The sequence below is a fragment of the Streptomyces sp. NPDC050997 genome (assembly GCF_040660135.1).
GTDB lineage: Bacteria > Actinomycetota > Actinomycetes > Streptomycetales > Streptomycetaceae > Streptomyces.
Window position 1 is genome coordinate 385,012 of sequence record NZ_JBFAGK010000002.1, and the last position, 15,886, is coordinate 400,897.

Annotated in this window: 17 protein-coding genes; 7 read left to right on the top strand and 10 right to left on the bottom strand. The window is 71.5% G+C overall.

Annotated features, from left to right (window positions below):
* Positions 1-89: 89 nt before the first annotated feature.
* Positions 90-635, bottom strand: coding sequence for an FxLYD domain-containing protein (locus AB0H86_RS04895; protein WP_362433000.1), 546 nt, complete (start codon positions 633-635; stop codon positions 90-92).
* 197 nt (positions 636-832) lie between these two features.
* On the opposite strand from AB0H86_RS04895, the gene AB0H86_RS04900 reads away from it, so the two are divergent.
* Positions 833-1,387, top strand: a complete 555-nt coding sequence (locus AB0H86_RS04900) for a hypothetical protein (protein WP_362433003.1) — start codon at positions 833-835, stop codon at positions 1,385-1,387.
* Between the two features lie 110 nt (positions 1,388-1,497).
* Here AB0H86_RS04900 and AB0H86_RS04905 read toward each other — a convergent pair whose 3' ends face one another.
* A complete protein-coding gene (locus AB0H86_RS04905) occupies positions 1,498-1,869 on the bottom strand; it encodes a DUF6479 family protein (protein ID WP_362433006.1) in 372 nt (123 codons plus the stop codon).
* A 166-nt stretch (positions 1,870-2,035) separates the two neighbouring features.
* Here AB0H86_RS04905 and AB0H86_RS04910 point away from each other — a divergent pair, with 166 nt between their 5' ends.
* Entirely contained in the window at positions 2,036-2,713 is a 678-nt protein-coding gene (locus tag AB0H86_RS04910; RefSeq protein ID WP_362433008.1) for a DUF4328 domain-containing protein, read from the top strand.
* Positions 2,714-2,978: 265 nt separating this feature from the next.
* Entirely contained in the window at positions 2,979-5,114 is a 2,136-nt protein-coding gene (locus tag AB0H86_RS04915; protein ID WP_362433691.1) for a TerD family protein, read from the top strand.
* Positions 5,115-5,140: 26 nt separating this feature from the next.
* On the opposite strand, the gene AB0H86_RS04920 is transcribed toward AB0H86_RS04915, so the two are convergent.
* Positions 5,141-5,512, bottom strand: a complete 372-nt coding sequence (locus AB0H86_RS04920) for a hypothetical protein (RefSeq protein ID WP_362433010.1) — start codon at positions 5,510-5,512, stop codon at positions 5,141-5,143.
* 220 nt (positions 5,513-5,732) lie between these two features.
* Here AB0H86_RS04920 and AB0H86_RS04925 point away from each other — a divergent pair, with 220 nt between their 5' ends.
* From AB0H86_RS04925 to AB0H86_RS04940, 4 genes are all read left to right on the top strand, one after another.
* Positions 5,733-6,380 (top strand): hypothetical protein, encoded by a 648-nt coding sequence (locus AB0H86_RS04925; RefSeq protein WP_362433012.1) that lies wholly within the window; start codon positions 5,733-5,735, stop codon positions 6,378-6,380.
* Between the two features lie 140 nt (positions 6,381-6,520).
* Positions 6,521-6,880 carry a MerR family transcriptional regulator gene (locus AB0H86_RS04930; protein ID WP_362433014.1) on the top strand — a complete coding sequence of 120 codons (360 nt, stop codon included), beginning with the start codon at positions 6,521-6,523 and terminating at the stop codon, positions 6,878-6,880.
* A 257-nt stretch (positions 6,881-7,137) separates the two neighbouring features.
* On the top strand, positions 7,138-7,341 hold the full coding sequence (locus AB0H86_RS04935; protein WP_010986199.1) for a cold-shock protein: 204 nt from the start codon (positions 7,138-7,140) through the stop codon (positions 7,339-7,341).
* 390 nt (positions 7,342-7,731) lie between these two features.
* The gene (locus AB0H86_RS04940; RefSeq protein ID WP_362433017.1) at positions 7,732-8,013 is read left to right on the top strand and encodes an SCO5918 family protein; all 282 of its coding nucleotides are present in this window, start codon (positions 7,732-7,734) and stop codon (positions 8,011-8,013) included.
* Between the two features lie 172 nt (positions 8,014-8,185).
* On the opposite strand, the gene AB0H86_RS04945 is transcribed toward AB0H86_RS04940, so the two are convergent.
* From AB0H86_RS04945 to AB0H86_RS04975, 7 genes are read right to left on the bottom strand one after another with little or no spacing between them, the layout of a single operon-like run.
* A complete protein-coding gene (locus tag AB0H86_RS04945; RefSeq protein WP_362433019.1) occupies positions 8,186-9,685 on the bottom strand; it encodes a zinc ribbon domain-containing protein in 1,500 nt (499 codons plus the stop codon).
* Positions 9,682-10,239, bottom strand: a complete 558-nt coding sequence (locus tag AB0H86_RS04950; protein WP_362433022.1) for a phage tail protein — start codon at positions 10,237-10,239, stop codon at positions 9,682-9,684. Before AB0H86_RS04950 ends, AB0H86_RS04945 begins: the two co-directional genes overlap by 4 nt.
* A 58-nt stretch (positions 10,240-10,297) precedes the next feature.
* The gene (locus AB0H86_RS04955; protein ID WP_362433024.1) at positions 10,298-12,256 is read right to left on the bottom strand and encodes a putative baseplate assembly protein; all 1,959 of its coding nucleotides are present in this window, start codon (positions 12,254-12,256) and stop codon (positions 10,298-10,300) included.
* Complete coding sequence (locus AB0H86_RS04960) at positions 12,256-12,699, bottom strand: GPW/gp25 family protein (RefSeq protein ID WP_362433026.1); 444 nt, start codon at positions 12,697-12,699, stop codon at positions 12,256-12,258. Before AB0H86_RS04960 ends, AB0H86_RS04955 begins: the two co-directional genes overlap by 1 nt.
* A gap of 55 nt (positions 12,700-12,754) precedes the next feature.
* Positions 12,755-14,659: a VgrG-related protein gene (locus AB0H86_RS04965; RefSeq protein ID WP_362433028.1), complete on the bottom strand. Its 1,905-nt coding sequence runs from the start codon at positions 14,657-14,659 to the stop codon at positions 12,755-12,757.
* A complete protein-coding gene (locus AB0H86_RS04970) occupies positions 14,659-15,384 on the bottom strand; it encodes a LysM peptidoglycan-binding domain-containing protein (protein WP_362433030.1) in 726 nt (241 codons plus the stop codon). Before AB0H86_RS04970 ends, AB0H86_RS04965 begins: the two co-directional genes overlap by 1 nt.
* Positions 15,385-15,400: 16 nt before the next feature.
* Positions 15,401-15,826 (bottom strand): phage tail protein, encoded by a 426-nt coding sequence (locus AB0H86_RS04975; RefSeq protein ID WP_362433032.1) that lies wholly within the window; start codon positions 15,824-15,826, stop codon positions 15,401-15,403.
* Between the last annotated feature and the right edge of the window lie 60 nt (positions 15,827-15,886).

Sequence of the window (15,886 nt, forward strand, 5' to 3'; positions counted from 1 at the left end):
TCCCGCCCCTCGGTGTCTCAGTCATGGTCCTGCCTCGCCGTCCTGCCACGCGGCCCGCGTCTCGGCCGTTCCCTTCGGTCGTACGCCGGTCAGTACCGCACCGCCCGCGCCACCTCCGCCCTCGCCTCGCCGGTCAGCTGACGGTTGCTGCGGGCGGTCGCCTTGCCGGAGTCGCCCGCGGGGACGTCGGAGACCGTCAACACGACCGTGTCGAGCAGGTTGCCGGCCTGGTCGGTGAAGTCGACCTGGACCGCGAACGACTTCGTGGAGTCGGTGGAGTTCTTCGCGGTGACCTCCACCTTCGTACGGTCGCCGTCGGCGGTCGGCTTGCCCAGTTCGACGGAGCCCTTCGCGTCCACGCCGCCCTTGATGTCGTCGAGCCTCCGGCCCGCCTCCGCCGTCGCCGACGCCAGCGCCGAGGAGGCCTCGGAGGCGAGCGAGGACGCGGCGGCGGTCGCCTCCTCGCCGGCCGACCGGGCGGCGGACGCGGCCTTGCTGACCGTGCTCGACGCGCTGTCGCCGTCGGAGCAGCCGGTCAGGCCGGTCACCGCGACCAGGGTCAGACCGGTCAGGACGGCGGCCGTGACCGCCGTCGGTGCCGCGCCCGTCGCCCGGCGCGCACGGGTACCGGTCATTTCGCCTCCCGGGGTGCGATGTGTTCTGTCCAGTGAAGGTCCGAGCGCGGACGGGCGCATGCCGGATGTCACCCATACGGCTCAGTCCCCGTGGCGGGGGCCCCTGCCCCGCTTGATGGTCGAACCGCAGGACACACCACTCGGCACCGGCGGACGGCGTCCCGCGCCTGCCGCCCCGGAAGGAACGGGGTCCGGCCATGACCCAACAGCCGCACACCACGCAGCCGCCCACCGGTGGGGGACAGCAACCGACCGGCGGACAGCGACCGACCGGCGGAGAGCGGCCACCGCCGGTCTGGGACGACACCCACCGGCCGGCCGGTGGACCCTCCGGGCGACCCGACTACGGCGACGCGCTCACGCCGACCGAGACCGCCTGGGCCACCGGCGGGGTCGTCTTCGCCGGTGTCCTGATGCTGGTGGACGGCGTCCTGGCGATCTTCCAGGGCATCTCCGCGCTCGCCAAGGACGATGTCTGGGCCAACCTCGGCGACTACGTCTACAAGATCAACCTCACCGGCTGGGGCGTGATCCTGATCGTCCTGGGCGCGCTCGCCGCGCTCACCGGCGCGGGGATCCTGAAGGGCGCCGCGTGGGCCCGGCTGACCGGCATCTTCCTGGCGGCGCTGAGCATGGTCGCCCACTTCCTGTTCCTGCCGTACGCGCCGGTCTGGTCGATCATCATGATCGCCGTGAACGTCTTCGTGATCTGGGCGCTCGCGACGTACCGACCGACCCGCGGGCAGACCTGACCGCGACCTGTTCAGCTCCGTCAGGTGTGACGTCCTCAGGTGTGACGTCCTCAGGTGTGACGTCCTCAGGTGTGACGTCCTCAGGTGTGACGTCCTCAGGTGTGACGTCCTCAGGTGTGACCGATGCCGCCGCTGCCGAAGGAGCCGCTGGAACCCGGCAGCCAGCGCTTTCTGACCTGGTCCTTTCCTCGTCGGGTTCCGGAGGAGTGGAGCTGGTACGGCATGAGCCGTTCCCGCTTGTCCGCGGGCACCGGCACCTCGTCCGGCTCCCGCATCTCCCGGACCTCGTGGATCGGGCCGTTCAGAGGAAGCCGCGGCTGCTCCTCGGGGCTGGGCCGCGGCAGTTCCCGGTCCCGGACCCGCATGCCGAACACCACGGCCCACACCAGTGCGCCGGCGATGACCAGCCCACCGGCAAAGGCGGCGACCACGTTGAGTACTTCGCTCGACGTAGCCGCTAGTTCAAACGTCGCCGTACTCATATGTCGATTATGACCGAAAACCAATGGCTTGCGTGATCCGGGTCATTCAAGGCTTTGTCACAAGGTGCTCCGCCGACCAGGAGGGCGGGGCGTATGGCATGACTGTGACAATGGAGGAGTGATTTCGTGATGGCCTACGGGTGCCGTGGCCCCCAGGATTGACCGGGTGAATGATCAAGATGTGCAGCCCTCCAGCTCTGCCGCCGATCCCTCCGCCCTGCGGCCCGTTCTGTGGACGGCGCGCTGTGCCGTCGCGGCCCTCGCCCTCACCGGGGTCGCCTGGCTGGCCCGGGCGTTGTGGGAGGCACGCCTCGCGGCGGCGGGGCAGCCGGCGTCCGGGCCGCCGGACCAGGGCGGCGGCGAGCACCGGAAACTGACCCCGCTGGAGGACGCGTACCACATCGTCAACACCCTGGGCAGCGCCACCGCCGTGCTCTGCGCGCTCCTGTTCCTGTCCTGGCTGTGGCGCGTACGGGACAACGCCCGCGCCCTGTCCGGTGAACCGCCCCGCTACTCCTGGATCTGGATGTACCTGGGCTGGATCCTGCCCCTCGCCAACCTTTGGATCCCGCGCGGCCTCGTCGTCGACATCCACCGCGCGAGCGCCCCCGGCAGGCGGCTGCCGAGCTCGGTGAACTGGTGGTGGGGCCTGTGGCTGATAGGCCTGGCCGGCGGCGTCGGCCTCATATACGCCGACGACACGGACGAGATCATCGCCCGCGCCTACACCGACGTATGGATGCTCCTGGCCTCCGACGCGGCGATCGTGGGCGCGGCCGTGGCAGCAGTCTTCGTCGTCCGCGCGGTCACGGCGGCGCAGCTTGAGCGGATGACGGACGAATGACAGGCGAGGGGGCGCAGGGCGGGCGTCCGCCCCACGGCCTGCCGCATCCGGCCCGCTCCCGAAGGCCCTCCCGGGCAGACTTTCCGTCTCTTCCCTCCCGCTGTGGAGATTCCGGCGGATCACCACAGGCCGCCCGCCTGGGGACTAGAGTTTCGCCGTGCGTTGAGTGTGCGTCATGTCACACAGGGTGCGGGGCGGTCGGTGGGGGGATCCTCGGCTCGCCCGTGCGCCCGCGTGAGGGCTCTGGGGGGGCTTTGTGTACGAGATGGTCAAGGGCGCCAACGTCGGTCTGACGGCGCTGAGCGAGAACGTCGACTCCGTGATCGTGAGCCTGGGATGGGCCAGTTCGACGGGTGAGGGTGACGCGGACGTCTCCGTCATGCTGCTGGGCGCGCACGGAAAGGTGCGCAGCGACAGCGACTTCTACTTCTACAACAACCCGGTCGCCGCCGACGGCAGCGTGCAACTCCTGGGCAAGAAGCCCGCCGAGGAGGGCAGCGAGGACCGCATCTGCTTCGACCTCACGGCGATCCCGGCCGACGTCGGACGGATCGTCGTCGCCGCGAGCCGGTACGAGGCAGCCCGCTTCGCCGAACTGGACGACCTGCGCGTGACGTTGGCCGACGGCTCCGGCGACGATCTGCTGAGGTTCGCGATCGAGGACGCCGGAGCGGTGAGCGCGTTCATCTTCGGCGAGCTGTACCGGCGTGAGGGCGAGTGGAAGTTCCGCGCCGTCGGACAGGGCTACGACAGCGGCCTCGCCGGACTGGCGACGGACTTCGGGGTCGACATCGAGGATGACGCCGGGGACGAGGCGGAGGCGGTCGCCGAGGCCCACGGGGTCGAGCAGGTCGACGAGGGCGAAGCGTCGTCGGGTGTGGCGGCTACCGACGGTACTTCGGCCGCGAGTGGGGCTGCTCCGCGCCCCGGGCTCCCTTCGCACCCCGAGTCGGCCTCGCACCCCGTACCCGCTACGGAACCCGGCCTCACGGCTGTGGAGCAGCAGGCGCGGGTCACGCTGGACGCCGTCCCCGCTCCCCGCCGCTCGGACGAGGACACGGCGGCGGCGAAGAAGACGTCCGCACGCCCCCGTACCGCCAAGAAGAAGGTCGTCCTGCCCAAGGCGGTGACAAGGTCCCTCGCGGAGAACGAGTCCTGGAAGGGGGCCCGCCTCTTCCCGGTTCCGGTGCTCAAGAGCGACCGGGACCGGGAGACACGCGCCACGTCCGTGCTGCTGTCGGTGATGGCGCAGGTACCGGAGTTCGGCAGACGGCTCACGGCGGCCTTCGGCGCCCCCGCGGGCCGTATGGAGACGTTCACCGAGGTCACGCTGGCGCACGGCGACTCACCACGACGACCGGACGGTGTGATCCGCGTGGAGCGGGCCGGAAAGCTGTGGACGGCGCTGGTGGAGACGAAGACCAACGGCAACGGGCTGAAGGCCGACCAGGTGCAGGCGTACATGGACATCGCCGCACGACGGGGCTACGAGGCCGTGATCACGCTGTCGAACGATGTCGCCCTGGAGGGCAGCCCGCTGGTCGACGTCAAGATCGACGGCCGGCGCAAGCACAAGGTGGCGCTCCGGCACCTCTCCTGGGCCGAAGTCGCCCACCAGGCCCAGCTGTTGATCAGGCACGAGGGCGTCGGCAACAGCGCGCACGCCTGGCTGCTCCAGGAGCTCCTGCACTACCTCCAGCACGAGAACTCCGGCTGCCACGGCTTCCAGAACATGGGCGCGGCCTGGGTCCCCGTCCGCAAGGGGATCGACGACGAGACCCTGTGCCAGGGCGACCCCCGCGCGCTGGAGGTGGTCGAGAGCTGGGAGCGGCTGATCCGTCAGGTCTGTCTGCGGATGGGCGGTGAACTCGGCCAGAAGATGCTCCCCGTACGACGCGCGAAGCGCGGCACGGACCCGGCGGCCCGGCGGGCGCGGATGGCGGACGAGCTGTGCCTGGCGGGGAGGCTGCACTCGGAGCTGCGTATCGAGGGCACGCCCGGTGTCCTCGCCCTCACCGCCGACCTGCGCACCGGGAAGCTCCGCACCTCCGTCGAGATCCCCGCCCCCGACCAGGGCTACCCCCTGACCTGGGTCAAGCGCCTCGTCAAACGCCTCTCCCAGGCCCCGGCGGACCTCCATGTCGAAACGCTGGTCGACGGTGACACGGGCGGCCCTCGCGGCACCCTGGAACGCCTGCGCCCGGAACCGGCGGACCTGCTTCCCAAGAACGGCACGGAGATCACCGGCTTCCGCCTGTCCCTCTTCAAGAGCATGGGCAACACCCGCGGCAACACGGAGTCGAGCTTCATCCGCAGCGTCGACGACGCGGTACACCGCTTCTACGCCACGGTGGTGACCGACCTGGACCGTCCCGCGTCGCCCCGGCCTGACCTGGTCTGACCTGATCCGACGTCGAACCCCTTGTCTCAGCCCGGTTCGTCCGTGTGGGAGCGGGACGCCTGGGAGCGGCTGCTGATCAGCCAGGGGGAGTCGGTGGGTGGCTCGTCCGGGGGGCGGTGGGGGTCGACCGTCAGGTGGAGCAGGGTGCCGTGGCCGTCCGGGCCCGCCGGATAGCTGCGCGGTTCGTCGCAGTGGAAGCCCTGGCGGAGCAGCAGCGCGACCCGTTGGGCGACATCGGGGTCCGTCGCGATGATGCGGACCTCGGCGAGTTCCTCGCCCTCGGGTGGGAACATGCCCGCGGCGAAGTGCGCGTCCGCTTCGGTTCGTACGGGGGTGGAGACGGGCAGGGCCGTCCGCGCACCCTGGGTGCGGGGGGAGCTGTCGGGCCTCGTGCGCATCACGGTCACCTGTCTCCGGTTCCGCCACATGCCCCAATATGTCCACCGTACGCCCGGACGCTTCCGGTCGGTCGGACAGGGCCGGCCCGGGCAGGGGGCGTGCGGGCGGGAGTACCGTGAAAGAGCCGAGGACTCTTCGTGCGCCCCTCTCACCGGCGCCGTTCTCGGCGCACCACGACGCCGGGCCGGATCCGTCCGCGCCTGGGGCAGGGGTCGGGCGATGACTTTGAACGTGCAGTCTCTCGCCTCGTCGCCGCGCCGGCGTCGGGGCCCCTCGCCCCTCGAAGGGGAACGCGTCCGCCCGCTGAGCCGAGGCCAGGTCGAGGACCGTTGGCAGGAACTCGGTGATCTGTACGCGGAGACCTCAGGCGTCGGGCCGGGGCAGTGGGCCCGGTCCCGCACCGCCTTCCTGCGGCGGCTGGCGGTCGACGTACGGCAGCCCGGGTTCGGGTTGCTGATCGCGGAGGCCGTCGTCCGCGACGAGACGTCCGTGCTGACGGGGTGCGCGTACGGCTTTCCGGTACGCGTCGACGGCCCCTGGTGGCAGGGCCTGGACGGATGCCTCCCCCGGCCCCTGCTCAGCCTCGCCGCCTCCGGCGGGCTCTTCGCGGTCTCCGGGATCCTGGTGCCGGAACGGGTGCGGGCCTACGACCAGGACCGCGAATGGAACCTTGCCCGGCGACTGCAGAAGCGGCTGCTCACCGACCACGACGGCGCGCTCGGTGTCTTCCTGGTCGACCGGGGCGACACCGGGACCCTGGACGCGCTGCGGTCCTGGGGCTGGCGATCCGTCGCCGCCGAGCCCCGGGACGACGGCCTGCTCGGGGTCCCGTCCGGCCCGCGCCGGGCCCTGGTCGTCGACCCCTGAGCGGGACGCGTACAGCAGCTGAACATCGAGCGGAATATCTGTGCTCGCCATAGCAGGGATTCCACCCGGGCGACTAGAGTTCCGGGCGGGGACCAGCCCCTGTGGCGGGCCGCGCCCCGGCGACCCGCGGGAAGACGCACATGCCCTCACAAGAGCAGCCGGCCGCCGGCGACCCGCTAGACGACGACCACTACCCGGCGTACACGATGGGCCGGGCGGCTGAGCTGATCGGCGCCACGCCCGCCTTCCTGCGGACCCTCGGCGAGGCCGGGCTGATCACTCCGACCAGGTCGGACGGCGGTCACCGCCGCTACTCGCGGCAGCAGTTGCGGCTGGCCGTCAGGGCCCGGGAACTGGTCGACCAGGGCACGCCCGTCGATGCCGCCTGCCGCATCATCGGCCTGGAGGACCGGCTGGAGGACGCCCTGCGGGACAACGAGGAGCTGCGTCGCCCGGAGGAGGGTTTCCGGAGCCGGGGCGAGCCGCGAGTGAAAAACTGACATCGCCGGAGCAGGATTGCGGGCCGCGGTGGAAAAGAATTCCTTGGTGATCCCGGCAGGATTTTAGTGCATATTTTTTCACCCGCATTACTTCGCTCTCGCCTCCGATTTGCTTCGGGACCTCCCGTGCTAGGCTCAGTCGCAGTTGCAGTTGTGGTTGCCATTTTGCTGCCGGTTTTTCCGGGCAGGTGATCATCGCAGCGATGAGGAGGCTCGCGCAGTGCGGGTTTCCAAGCACTGCCTTCAGGAGATATGACATGGCCACCGGTACCGTGAAGTGGTTCAACGCGGAAAAGGGCTTCGGCTTCATCGAGCAGGACGGCGGCGGCGCCGACGTTTTCGCTCACTACTCGAACATCGCCACCCAGGGCTTCCGTGAGCTCCAGGAAGGTCAGAAGGTGACGTTCGACGTCACGCAGGGCCAGAAGGGCCCGCAGGCCGAGAACATCGTCCCTGCCTGATTTATCCGCGATCGCTCGCGCGCTACGGCGAAACGGGGCCCGCACCTTGGGTGCGGGCCCCGTTTGTTTCCCCTGTTTCCCGCCGGGAAGCCCAGCCGGATCCAGCCCCCCGAATTGGCGCCGCCCGCGCTGCGATGTCGGGTGTGTCCCCCGTGATCGACCCTCGCGAATACGCGCCGGGCGTCCTGGACAGCCCCCCTGACCACAGCCCCCGCTGACTCGCCCACCTCGCGGATCCCCAGCCCTCGCTGATCCCGGTCCGCGAACCACCACCCCGCCGACCACCGTCCGCGGATCACGGTCACGGCCTGGCACCGTCCCGGCCGACACTGACCGACACCGGCCCCGAAGGCACCCTCTGCCGTTCCCTCGACCCTTGGTGAGGCCCCCATGCGCTGCGTGATCGCCCGTTACCCCTTTGACCTGATCAAGTCCGAGGTGGAGACACAGATGGAGGGCGTCCGACCGGAGGCCGCCACCGGGGCCTGCGTGGCCATCGGGCGCAAGGTGTTCCCGGTCAAGCAGGTGGGCGAGATCATCACCCGCCAGGACCGCCGCGACTTCACCGCCTTCGAGGTCACCAGGGCGCTCACCCGCCTCGGCTTCACCTGTCACACAGCGCCCCTGGAGACCCCCGCGCCACGCTCGGAGTCCTTCCCGACCCTGGGCTGACCCGCCCCGCGCCCTCCACGCAGCGTTCCGACGCCGATCCGCCGGCCCTCAGGCTGACGGGTCGGCGTCGTTGCGTCGGCGTCGTTGCGTCGGCGCCGTTGCGTGGGAGTCGGGGTACGGGTCCCGGGCCGCGGAGGCGCCCCCGCGGCCCGGCACTGCCCGGGTGGTGCGGTCAGGACGAGTTCGCGCTCGACCGGCCGAAGAACTCGATCTCCGCGATGGACACCTGCTTGCTTCCGGAGGTCTGGAATGCCGACTCGATCGTGAAGCGGACCTTGGTGACCTCACCGACGCGGAACGCGCGACGCTGGCCGCCCGAGGACTGGTCCAGGGTGAGCTGCCGGGTCGTCGTCCTGCCGTCCTTCGTGGTGATCGTCGCCTTGAGACGGTGCGGCAGCGCCGCCTTGGTGCGGTCTTCGGCACGGGTGGAGATGCCCGACGTGATGATCACGTCCAGCAGCCGGGTCGGCTCGTCGAAGTTGGCCTCGATCCACTCGCCCTCCGCCGACTCCGAGACGCCCGGGCCCCACCAGGTGTTGTTGAGCATGTCGAAGGCCAGTTCGGGCTTGTGCTGCGGGTAGGAGCGCGACGCCGCGACCCGGTCCGGGGGGACCGGGGCGCGCTTGGCGAAGTGGTCCCGGGTGGCCTGGATGGCGTCCGGTGTGTAGATCGCGGCGGTGATCAGGAGGGCGAGGACCACCGCGCCCGTGACCCAGGTGACCACGCGGTCGAAGGTCCGCCGCAGCCGGGGGCGCTCCCCGGCCCACGGGATCTCGTTGTTGCCGAAGCCGAACAGGCGGCGCCACCACGGGCGGTGGCGCTCCGGTGCGCGGTCGTCCCCGGCCATCGGCATCGCGCAGCGTGCGCAGTAGTGCCGGTCGGGCCGGTTGGGGGTGGCGCACCACGGGCACGGCGGCCCGGTCTCGGCACCCTGCTCGGGCCCTGGCGCCCGCACCTGCGGCCGGTCCGCCACCGGCCGGCCCGGCAGCACCGGCGCGACGGGCTGCGGCGCCGGAGGCGGGGCCTCCGGATCGGCGACGGGGACGAGCAGGGAACGGGCGCGGGCGGCCATGGTGTCCCCGAGCGCGGGGGACGCGACCGGGGGGACGGGTTCGGTGGGTGCCGTGTCGTCGATGGCGTGCGGTGCGCTTCCCTGGCGCGCGGCGTACGGCGGTTGCCCGGTGCCGGGATGGGCGGGGAAGCCGCTGGCGTCGGCCGCGGTTCCTCCGGCCGGAGCGTGTCCCGCGCTCATGGGATCAGCGCTCGTGCGTTCCGTGTCCGTGGGTCGCGGGGACGGATCGTGGGCGTTGGGGGCGTAGGGCGCGGCGGTGGAGACCACGGTGGCGGGGTGGGAGGTCGGCTCGCCGCTGTCGGCGGCGGTTCCCGCGGCGCCCTGGGCGGACCAGGCGTCAGTGGTGCCGACGGGGGCGCCGGTGCCCGCCGGATCGCCCCCGCTCGCCGTGGCCGTGCCGACCGCACCGGCGCTCGCAGCGGAGCCCGCACCGGCGTTCGTACCGGCGCCCGAAGCGACTCCTCCCGCCCGCTCGCCGGTCCGTTCCGCCGTACCCGTCCGTCCCCGGTCCGTCCAGCTCAGTACGGCGCCGCACGCGTCGCAGAACGACTGGCCCGGTTCTGCCCGGGTGCCGCACTCGGCGCAGTTCTGGGTGGTCATCTCTCCGGAATCCTTTCGGCGGCGGTCACCTTGACCGTGTACGGCATATGGGCGGGGCGGGCGGCCGCCACGAGGGCGTCCAGGCGGTGTTCGTCGGCCGGGCCCGGGTCGGGCAGCCGGACGGTGACGTGCAGGTGGGGGCGGGGTTCGCCGGGGACCGGGCCGAGCGGGCGGGCGCTCCAGGCGGCACCGCCGCTCTCGGAGATCTCCGGCTCCACGCCGAACGCGAGCCGCACCGCCTCGGCGAGACCCCGCCGGGTGCCCCGGACCCGGTGCAGATACGCGGCGGCGGCGACGGCGGCCCGCAGCCTCGGCTCCGGTTCGGTGCCGTCGGTCTCGGCGCCGATCCAGCCGGAGAGCCAGCGGGTGAAGTCGACCGGCGCCAGGGCAGGGTCGAAGTAGGCGGGCAGACAGTCGAGGACGTTCAGGATCGGCGCGATCACCTCGTCGAGCCCGGCGACGAAGCGCTGCGCCAGGTCGTCGTCGGCGAACACCGCGGGCAGCATCATCCCGATCGGCGCGGACGAGCCGAGCCCGTCGACGGAGCCCCTCATCGGCCGGCCCCCTTGATACGCCCGCCCATGAGCCGTCCCCGACCAGCGCTACGCCCGTTCACGACCCGTCCCCGATCACCCGGACGCGGTGGTCGTACGAGAACACCAGCGCCGGCGCGTCCAGGTCGATGCGGTCGGTCGCGTCGCCGCGTTTGCCCGTGAGGGGGTCCGCGGGGTGCAGGGTGACCTGGTCGACCAGCTCCACTCCCGGCACCCGTTGCAGTACCGCGAAGACCTCCCCGGACTGCACCGGCCGCCCGAACGGCCAGCCCCGCCCGTCCGTGCCGCCGGTCAGAGGGTCGAGGTGGCGGTAGAGGGCGTCGTGGGCCTGGCGGCGCACCCGGTCGGTGTCGACCCCTCGGAACGCGTGCACGGTGGCCACCACCGTGACGCCCTGGTAGTACGGCGGCCCGACCGCCAACCTCGTTCCGATCAGGCGGCGTTCGTCCAGGTACCGGGTGATGCGCTCCAACAGGGCGTCACCAGGCACGAGTTGCTCGAAGCGCAGTCGACCGCCCGGGTCGGCGACGGCCTGCGGCACCACCAACACCCGTACCGCGTACGCCCCGTGCTCCCCCTCCTGGCCCTCCAGGCAAGTGATCCGCGCGGTCTCCGGCGCGGCGCGGCGGGCCAGCTGCTCGTAGTCGCGCAGGGTCACCGCCCGCTCCTGGGCGCGCAGCGTGATGGGCGCGCGGACCTTCGCCTCGTCCACGGTCTCGCCGTCGACCCCGCCGCGCGCGGCCTCCCGGTTGACGACCTCCGAGACGTACGGCACGGAGGTGCGCAGCACCTGTACGGCACCCCGGGCCACGTTGCCCGCGCGGCCGCCGCCGGTGCGGTAGCGGCGGGCGCGGATCACCGAGCCCTTGGGCGCGACGGCGCCGTACTGGCGCAGGGTGCCGTCGGGTTCGCGTACGGACGGGCCGAAGGCGATCTCGCCGGTGGCGGCGTCGAGGGTGAGGTGACGGTCGTACGGGCCGGAGGCGGCGAAGTGCGGGACGACCTGCCAGTCGGTCCAGCCCTCGTGTTCGGCGGTCTGCAGGAGCAGCGGGGGGTCGTCCCCCACGACCGGCGCGTGGGTCAGGCGCAGTCGCTGGCCGGGCAGGCCCGTCGACTCGCCGAGGGCCTCGTCGTACACCGTCTCGGCGTGCAGGGCCGGGGCCGTGCCCCCGATCGTGAAGGCCTCCGCCGAGCGGACCGTCGGGGAGGTGGTGTAGAAGGGCTGGGCCGGGAGCGGTTCGGTGACGCGGCAGCGCAGCCAGCCCGCCTCCTGGCCGCCGGAGCGCGACAGGACATGGCCGCCGGGGATGTGCAGGATCACCTCGCCGGGGCGGTTGAGGCCGCCGGTGCCGTCGCGTTCCACCTCGCAGTCCTGCCAGCCGTCCTCTGTCCACGCCTCCCACACCAGGGGCGGCTGGCGCGGGTCGACGCCGACGCCGTCCACCCTGCTGTCCAGCTCCAGGGCGAGGGCGCAGTGCGGGACGGCGGAGCTCAGCCCGAGCAGCATGCAGTCGCCGGGCCGGGGCGCCTCCGCGAAGCACGTCAGGTCCTTGCCCTCGACGAGGTCAGTGGTGCGGTCGACCACCGGCTCGCCCTGGAGCTGGACCACCAGATACGTCAACGAGCAGGGCACGACGGTCAGTTCGCGTTCCGTGGCGAAGACGACCGCCTCCTCGCTCTCCGTGCGGACCGTCGCCACCTCCGTGCCCACCGGCAGCAGCACCGGCTCCTCCTGTGGTGCCGACAGCCAGAAGGTGACGTCGGTGCGGGCGGCGGAGGGCGGGAAGAGACGGATGCCGACCAGGTCCAGGAACGCCAAGTGGTTCTTGTCCGGGACGCGGTTGAGGCGGTAGACGATCTGGTCGGCCATGTGGGCCACTGTCTCGACCAGGGTCACGCCCGGGTCGGAGACGTTGTGGTCGGTCCACTCCGGGGCGCGCTGCTGGATGTAGCGCTTGGCGTCGTCGACGAACTGCTGGAAGCGGCGGTCGTCGAGGTTGGGGGAGGGCAGGGCCATCAGCGGTCGCTTTCAGGGGAGTTGCCGGGGCCGTCGGGCGTACCCGGCTCCTCGTGGGAGGGGATGACATAGAAGGGGAAGACGAGGCTGCGCGGGTTGTTGGTGCCGCGGATCGAGTAGCGGACGTCGATGAACAGCACGCCCTGCTCGGCGCCGGCGGTGACCTCGACGTCATTGACCTCGATGCGCGGCTCCCAGCGGTCGAGGCTGCCGTACACCTCGTGCTGGATGCGGCCCGCGGTGGCCTCGTTGACCGGCGCGAACACCAGGTCGTGGATGGCGCAGCCGAACTCCGGGCGCATCGGCCGCTCGCCCGGCGCGGTGGCCAGCACCAGCCGGATCGCCTCCTCGATCTCCCGTTCCCCGCTGACCAGGGCGATGCCTCCGGTGGGCCCGATGCGCAACGGGAACGCCCACCCGGATCCGACGAACTGCTCGGCCATCAGAGGGCCACCCGCCTTTCCTTGTCTCGGCTTCTCTCGACCGACCGCTTCGCCGTCACGGCAGCGGATACGGCTTGTTGTTGACCAGCACCACGCCCTGCAGCAGCAGGGTGGCGGCTCGAATGCCCACGTTCGCCAGGGAGTTGACCTGGAGGGTGCCACCGGAAGAGACCAGCGTGGAGCCCACCGCCTTGAGGTTGAGGGCGCCCATCGCGTCCACCGTCACGGCGCCGGCGAGCGACTTGAGGTTGACCATGCCGCGGCCCTGCATGGTGAGCATCCCGCCGCTCTTGATGGTCAGGTTCCGCCGTGCGCTCAGCGACAGGTCCGTGCCGGCCTCGATGGACACCGAGCGGCTGCCCGTGATGCTGACGGTGCCCTTGCTGTCGACGGTGATCTCGGTCTGCGCCCGGTCCAGGTTGATGACGAGTTTGTCGTCGCCGCTGGTCAGCCGTACGCCCTGCTTGCCGCCGGTCCGCTGGCTGAGCAGGTCCAGGCGGTTGCCTTCGCGGTCGGACAGGGTGTGCCGGGAGGCGCGCTGCCGGGCGCCGTCGTGCAGGGGCACGTCCTTGACGGGGGTCGGTTTGTCCTTGCCGTTGTAGAGGCCGCCGATGACGTAGGGGTGGTCAAGGGCGCCCCGGTCGAAGCCGACCAGCACCTCGTCGCCGACGTCGAGGGGGAAGATCGAGCCGCCGCGTTTGCCGCCCCACTGCACCACGCGCGTCCAGTCGCTGACGTAGGCGTCGTCGAGCCAGGGGAACTGGAGCTTGACGCGCCCCTGCCTGAGCGGGTCCCGGACGTCGGTGACCAGGGCGTTGGCGGTGCCGGGCAGCCGTAGGCCGTTGCCCGTGCCGCCGCCACCGGAGGACAGCCCGTACAGCGAACGCCACTGCCGTCCGCTGACGGTGACCCAGGCCTCGTAGTGCTTGCCGTCGCCGAAGACGTGCCGTACGGAGGTCGCCGTGTACTTGCCCTCGAAGGGCGCGCCGACATCGGCGAGGGTGACCGGCAGGCCGGGCCGCAGCTTGGGCGTGCCGCGCGCGATGACCTCCAGTTCGGCGAACGAGCCGGTGACGTCGTCGGCGAGGGCCTCGGCGGCGAACTTCACCTCCGACTGCCGGTCGTACGGTGTCTGCGGGTCGACCAGCTTGGCCGGCTTGAACTTCGCGGCCGCCTCGCCGGGTGTGGTGCCGATGCTGATGCCCGGGTTGGACTTGGCGGGCGCGGTCGCGGTGAGCTTCTTCTTCGTCGTCACGTCCCAGCCGCGGGTCTCGACGGTGCCGACCTGCTCGGCGGCGGTCACCGAGGCCCGCAGCCGCAGGATGTCGGTGCCGGCCTCCAGGACGAACGGGCTCTTGTCGCCGGGAGTGCTGACCGCCGGGGCGCCGGACGCCGGGTCCGGCTTCACGAACTGGAACTTCCCCTTCGCGTCGACCGACATCACCATCTCGTTCTCGTCGGCGAGCCGGGCCAGGAAGTCCCAGTCGGTCACGTTGGCCTGGCTGATGAACTCGTACACCGTCTTCGTCGACTGGATCCGCCCGATCGGGACGCCGTCCTGGGCGGCCAGCTTGCGGGCGATGTCGGAGGCGCTCTGGTTGCGGTAGGCGGCCACCCGGCGCTGGCGCATCAGCCGGTGCCCGTGGTCGTAGCCGCGGATGACGGTGAAGGAGCCGGTGCCGTCGTAGTCGGCCTCCAGGCCGCTCACCTCGCCCGTCAGCAGCGGGTCGGAGCCGCCCTTGCCGTCGGCGATGGGGGTGATCACCACCGGCGTGCCGAACTTCACGCCGAGTTTGCCGAGGACCAGCCGGTAGGGGTCGCGGAAGGTGAGCCGGAACGCGGCCGGCACCCCGAGACCCTGGTCGACCCAGCCGTCCACCAGCAGCGGGGCGAAGTCCGGGGGCAGCGGACGGCCGCCGAGCTTGACCTGGATGACGCTGGAGTAGGCGGACTGCACCATCAGAACCTCACCTCCTCGGCGGCGGGCAGGACGAGTTCGATGCCGGGGGGCAGCCGGTTCGGGTCGTCGATGCCGTTGGCCTCGGCGATCGACCGCCAGGCGGACGCCTCGCCGTACTCGCGCCACGCGAGGGACTGGAGGGAGTCGCCGGCCACGACCCGGTGCACCCGCTGGGCGGTCAGCGCGCCGGAGGTCGGGTTCTGGCCCTTGGTCTTGCTGGGGATCTCGTGCAGGCGCACCTGACAGGTGGCGCGGATCGGCACGCCGGTCGTCCCGAAGAGGGAGTACGTGGCCTCGACGCTGCTGACGTAGGCGGTGAACCGGGCCGTGGAGAAGGAGCCCCACTGGAAGACCACCCAGGGCGGGGAGGGCTGCTTGGCCGCGATGCTCTTGGTGGTCACCTCGCAGCACTCCAGCAGCGACTCGACCTTCTTGAGCACGCTGTTGCTGCTCGGCTGGTCGGAGGAGTCCAGGAAGATCTCCACGGTCATCTCGCGGGGCTCGGGCCCCATGAACTCCGGTGTGGCGCCGTCGCGTACGGCCGGTGTCGGCGTCGCCTTCCACTGGGAGCGGCGCGACAGCGACAGCTGTGACGGGTTGAAGTCGAGCGCGAACGACTTGATCAGGCCGCCCGGCGTGGTGCTCGTCCCCACCGGCGGTTCGTGGATCGCGAGGGTGGCGCGGACCAGGCTCTTGCCGGCCCCGCCCTTGTTTCCCTTGGCCATGGTTCGTTCCTCCCCGTCAGTCCGTGAACCCGTGGTGGGCGATTTCCAGGACCTCGGTCGCGACACCCGGACTGGCCGGATCCAGGGACGGCCCCTTCCAGCTGACCGGCAGCACATCGATCAGGCCCCACCGGGCGACCTCCGAACCGTCCGCGCGCAGCGCGGCGATCTGGGCGGTGGGGCGGGTGACACCGGTGGTGACCGAGGAGATCCACTTGGCGACCTTGGTGGTGTCCGGGGTGAGCGGGCGGGTCAGCCGGATCGTGGAGAAGGTGACGCGGGAGGGGAGTTGCCACACGAAGCCGTTGTTGCCGCCCTCCTGCCGGTGCTCGACCTCCACCTGGGACGACAGCCCCTCGCACCCGTTGAAGAAACCGAGGCTCTCGCCGTCGATGGTCAGGGTGAAGAAGATGGTGGAGCCCGGGTCGAGATCGCGGGACATCGCGGGGGCCTTTCTGGGGCGGGTTTCGCGGGGTGGTGCGCTGCGGCTGCTGCTGGTGGC

Coding starts and splice junctions, on each gene's coding strand:
- AB0H86_RS04930 (WP_362433014.1), top strand. CDS start 6,521: ATGCCCTCACAAGAGCAGCCGGCCGCCGGCGACCCGCTAGACGACGAC.
- AB0H86_RS04900 (WP_362433003.1), top strand. CDS start 833: ATGACCCAACAGCCGCACACCACGCAGCCGCCCACCGGTGGGGGACAG.
- AB0H86_RS04945 (WP_362433019.1), bottom strand. CDS start 9,685: ATGACCACCCAGAACTGCGCCGAGTGCGGCACCCGGGCAGAACCGGGC.
- AB0H86_RS04950 (WP_362433022.1), bottom strand. CDS start 10,239: ATGAGGGGCTCCGTCGACGGGCTCGGCTCGTCCGCGCCGATCGGGATG.
- AB0H86_RS04935 (WP_010986199.1), top strand. CDS start 7,138: ATGGCCACCGGTACCGTGAAGTGGTTCAACGCGGAAAAGGGCTTCGGC.
- AB0H86_RS04975 (WP_362433032.1), bottom strand. CDS start 15,826: ATGTCCCGCGATCTCGACCCGGGCTCCACCATCTTCTTCACCCTGACC.
- AB0H86_RS04905 (WP_362433006.1), bottom strand. CDS start 1,869: ATGAGTACGGCGACGTTTGAACTAGCGGCTACGTCGAGCGAAGTACTC.
- AB0H86_RS04940 (WP_362433017.1), top strand. CDS start 7,732: ATGCGCTGCGTGATCGCCCGTTACCCCTTTGACCTGATCAAGTCCGAG.
- AB0H86_RS04915 (WP_362433691.1), top strand. CDS start 2,979: ATGGTCAAGGGCGCCAACGTCGGTCTGACGGCGCTGAGCGAGAACGTC.
- AB0H86_RS04960 (WP_362433026.1), bottom strand. CDS start 12,699: ATGGCCGAGCAGTTCGTCGGATCCGGGTGGGCGTTCCCGTTGCGCATC.
- AB0H86_RS04955 (WP_362433024.1), bottom strand. CDS start 12,256: ATGGCCCTGCCCTCCCCCAACCTCGACGACCGCCGCTTCCAGCAGTTC.
- AB0H86_RS04970 (WP_362433030.1), bottom strand. CDS start 15,384: ATGGCCAAGGGAAACAAGGGCGGGGCCGGCAAGAGCCTGGTCCGCGCC.
- AB0H86_RS04925 (WP_362433012.1), top strand. CDS start 5,733: ATGACTTTGAACGTGCAGTCTCTCGCCTCGTCGCCGCGCCGGCGTCGG.
- AB0H86_RS04895 (WP_362433000.1), bottom strand. CDS start 635: ATGACCGGTACCCGTGCGCGCCGGGCGACGGGCGCGGCACCGACGGCG.
- AB0H86_RS04965 (WP_362433028.1), bottom strand. CDS start 14,659: ATGGTGCAGTCCGCCTACTCCAGCGTCATCCAGGTCAAGCTCGGCGGC.
- AB0H86_RS04920 (WP_362433010.1), bottom strand. CDS start 5,512: ATGCGCACGAGGCCCGACAGCTCCCCCCGCACCCAGGGTGCGCGGACG.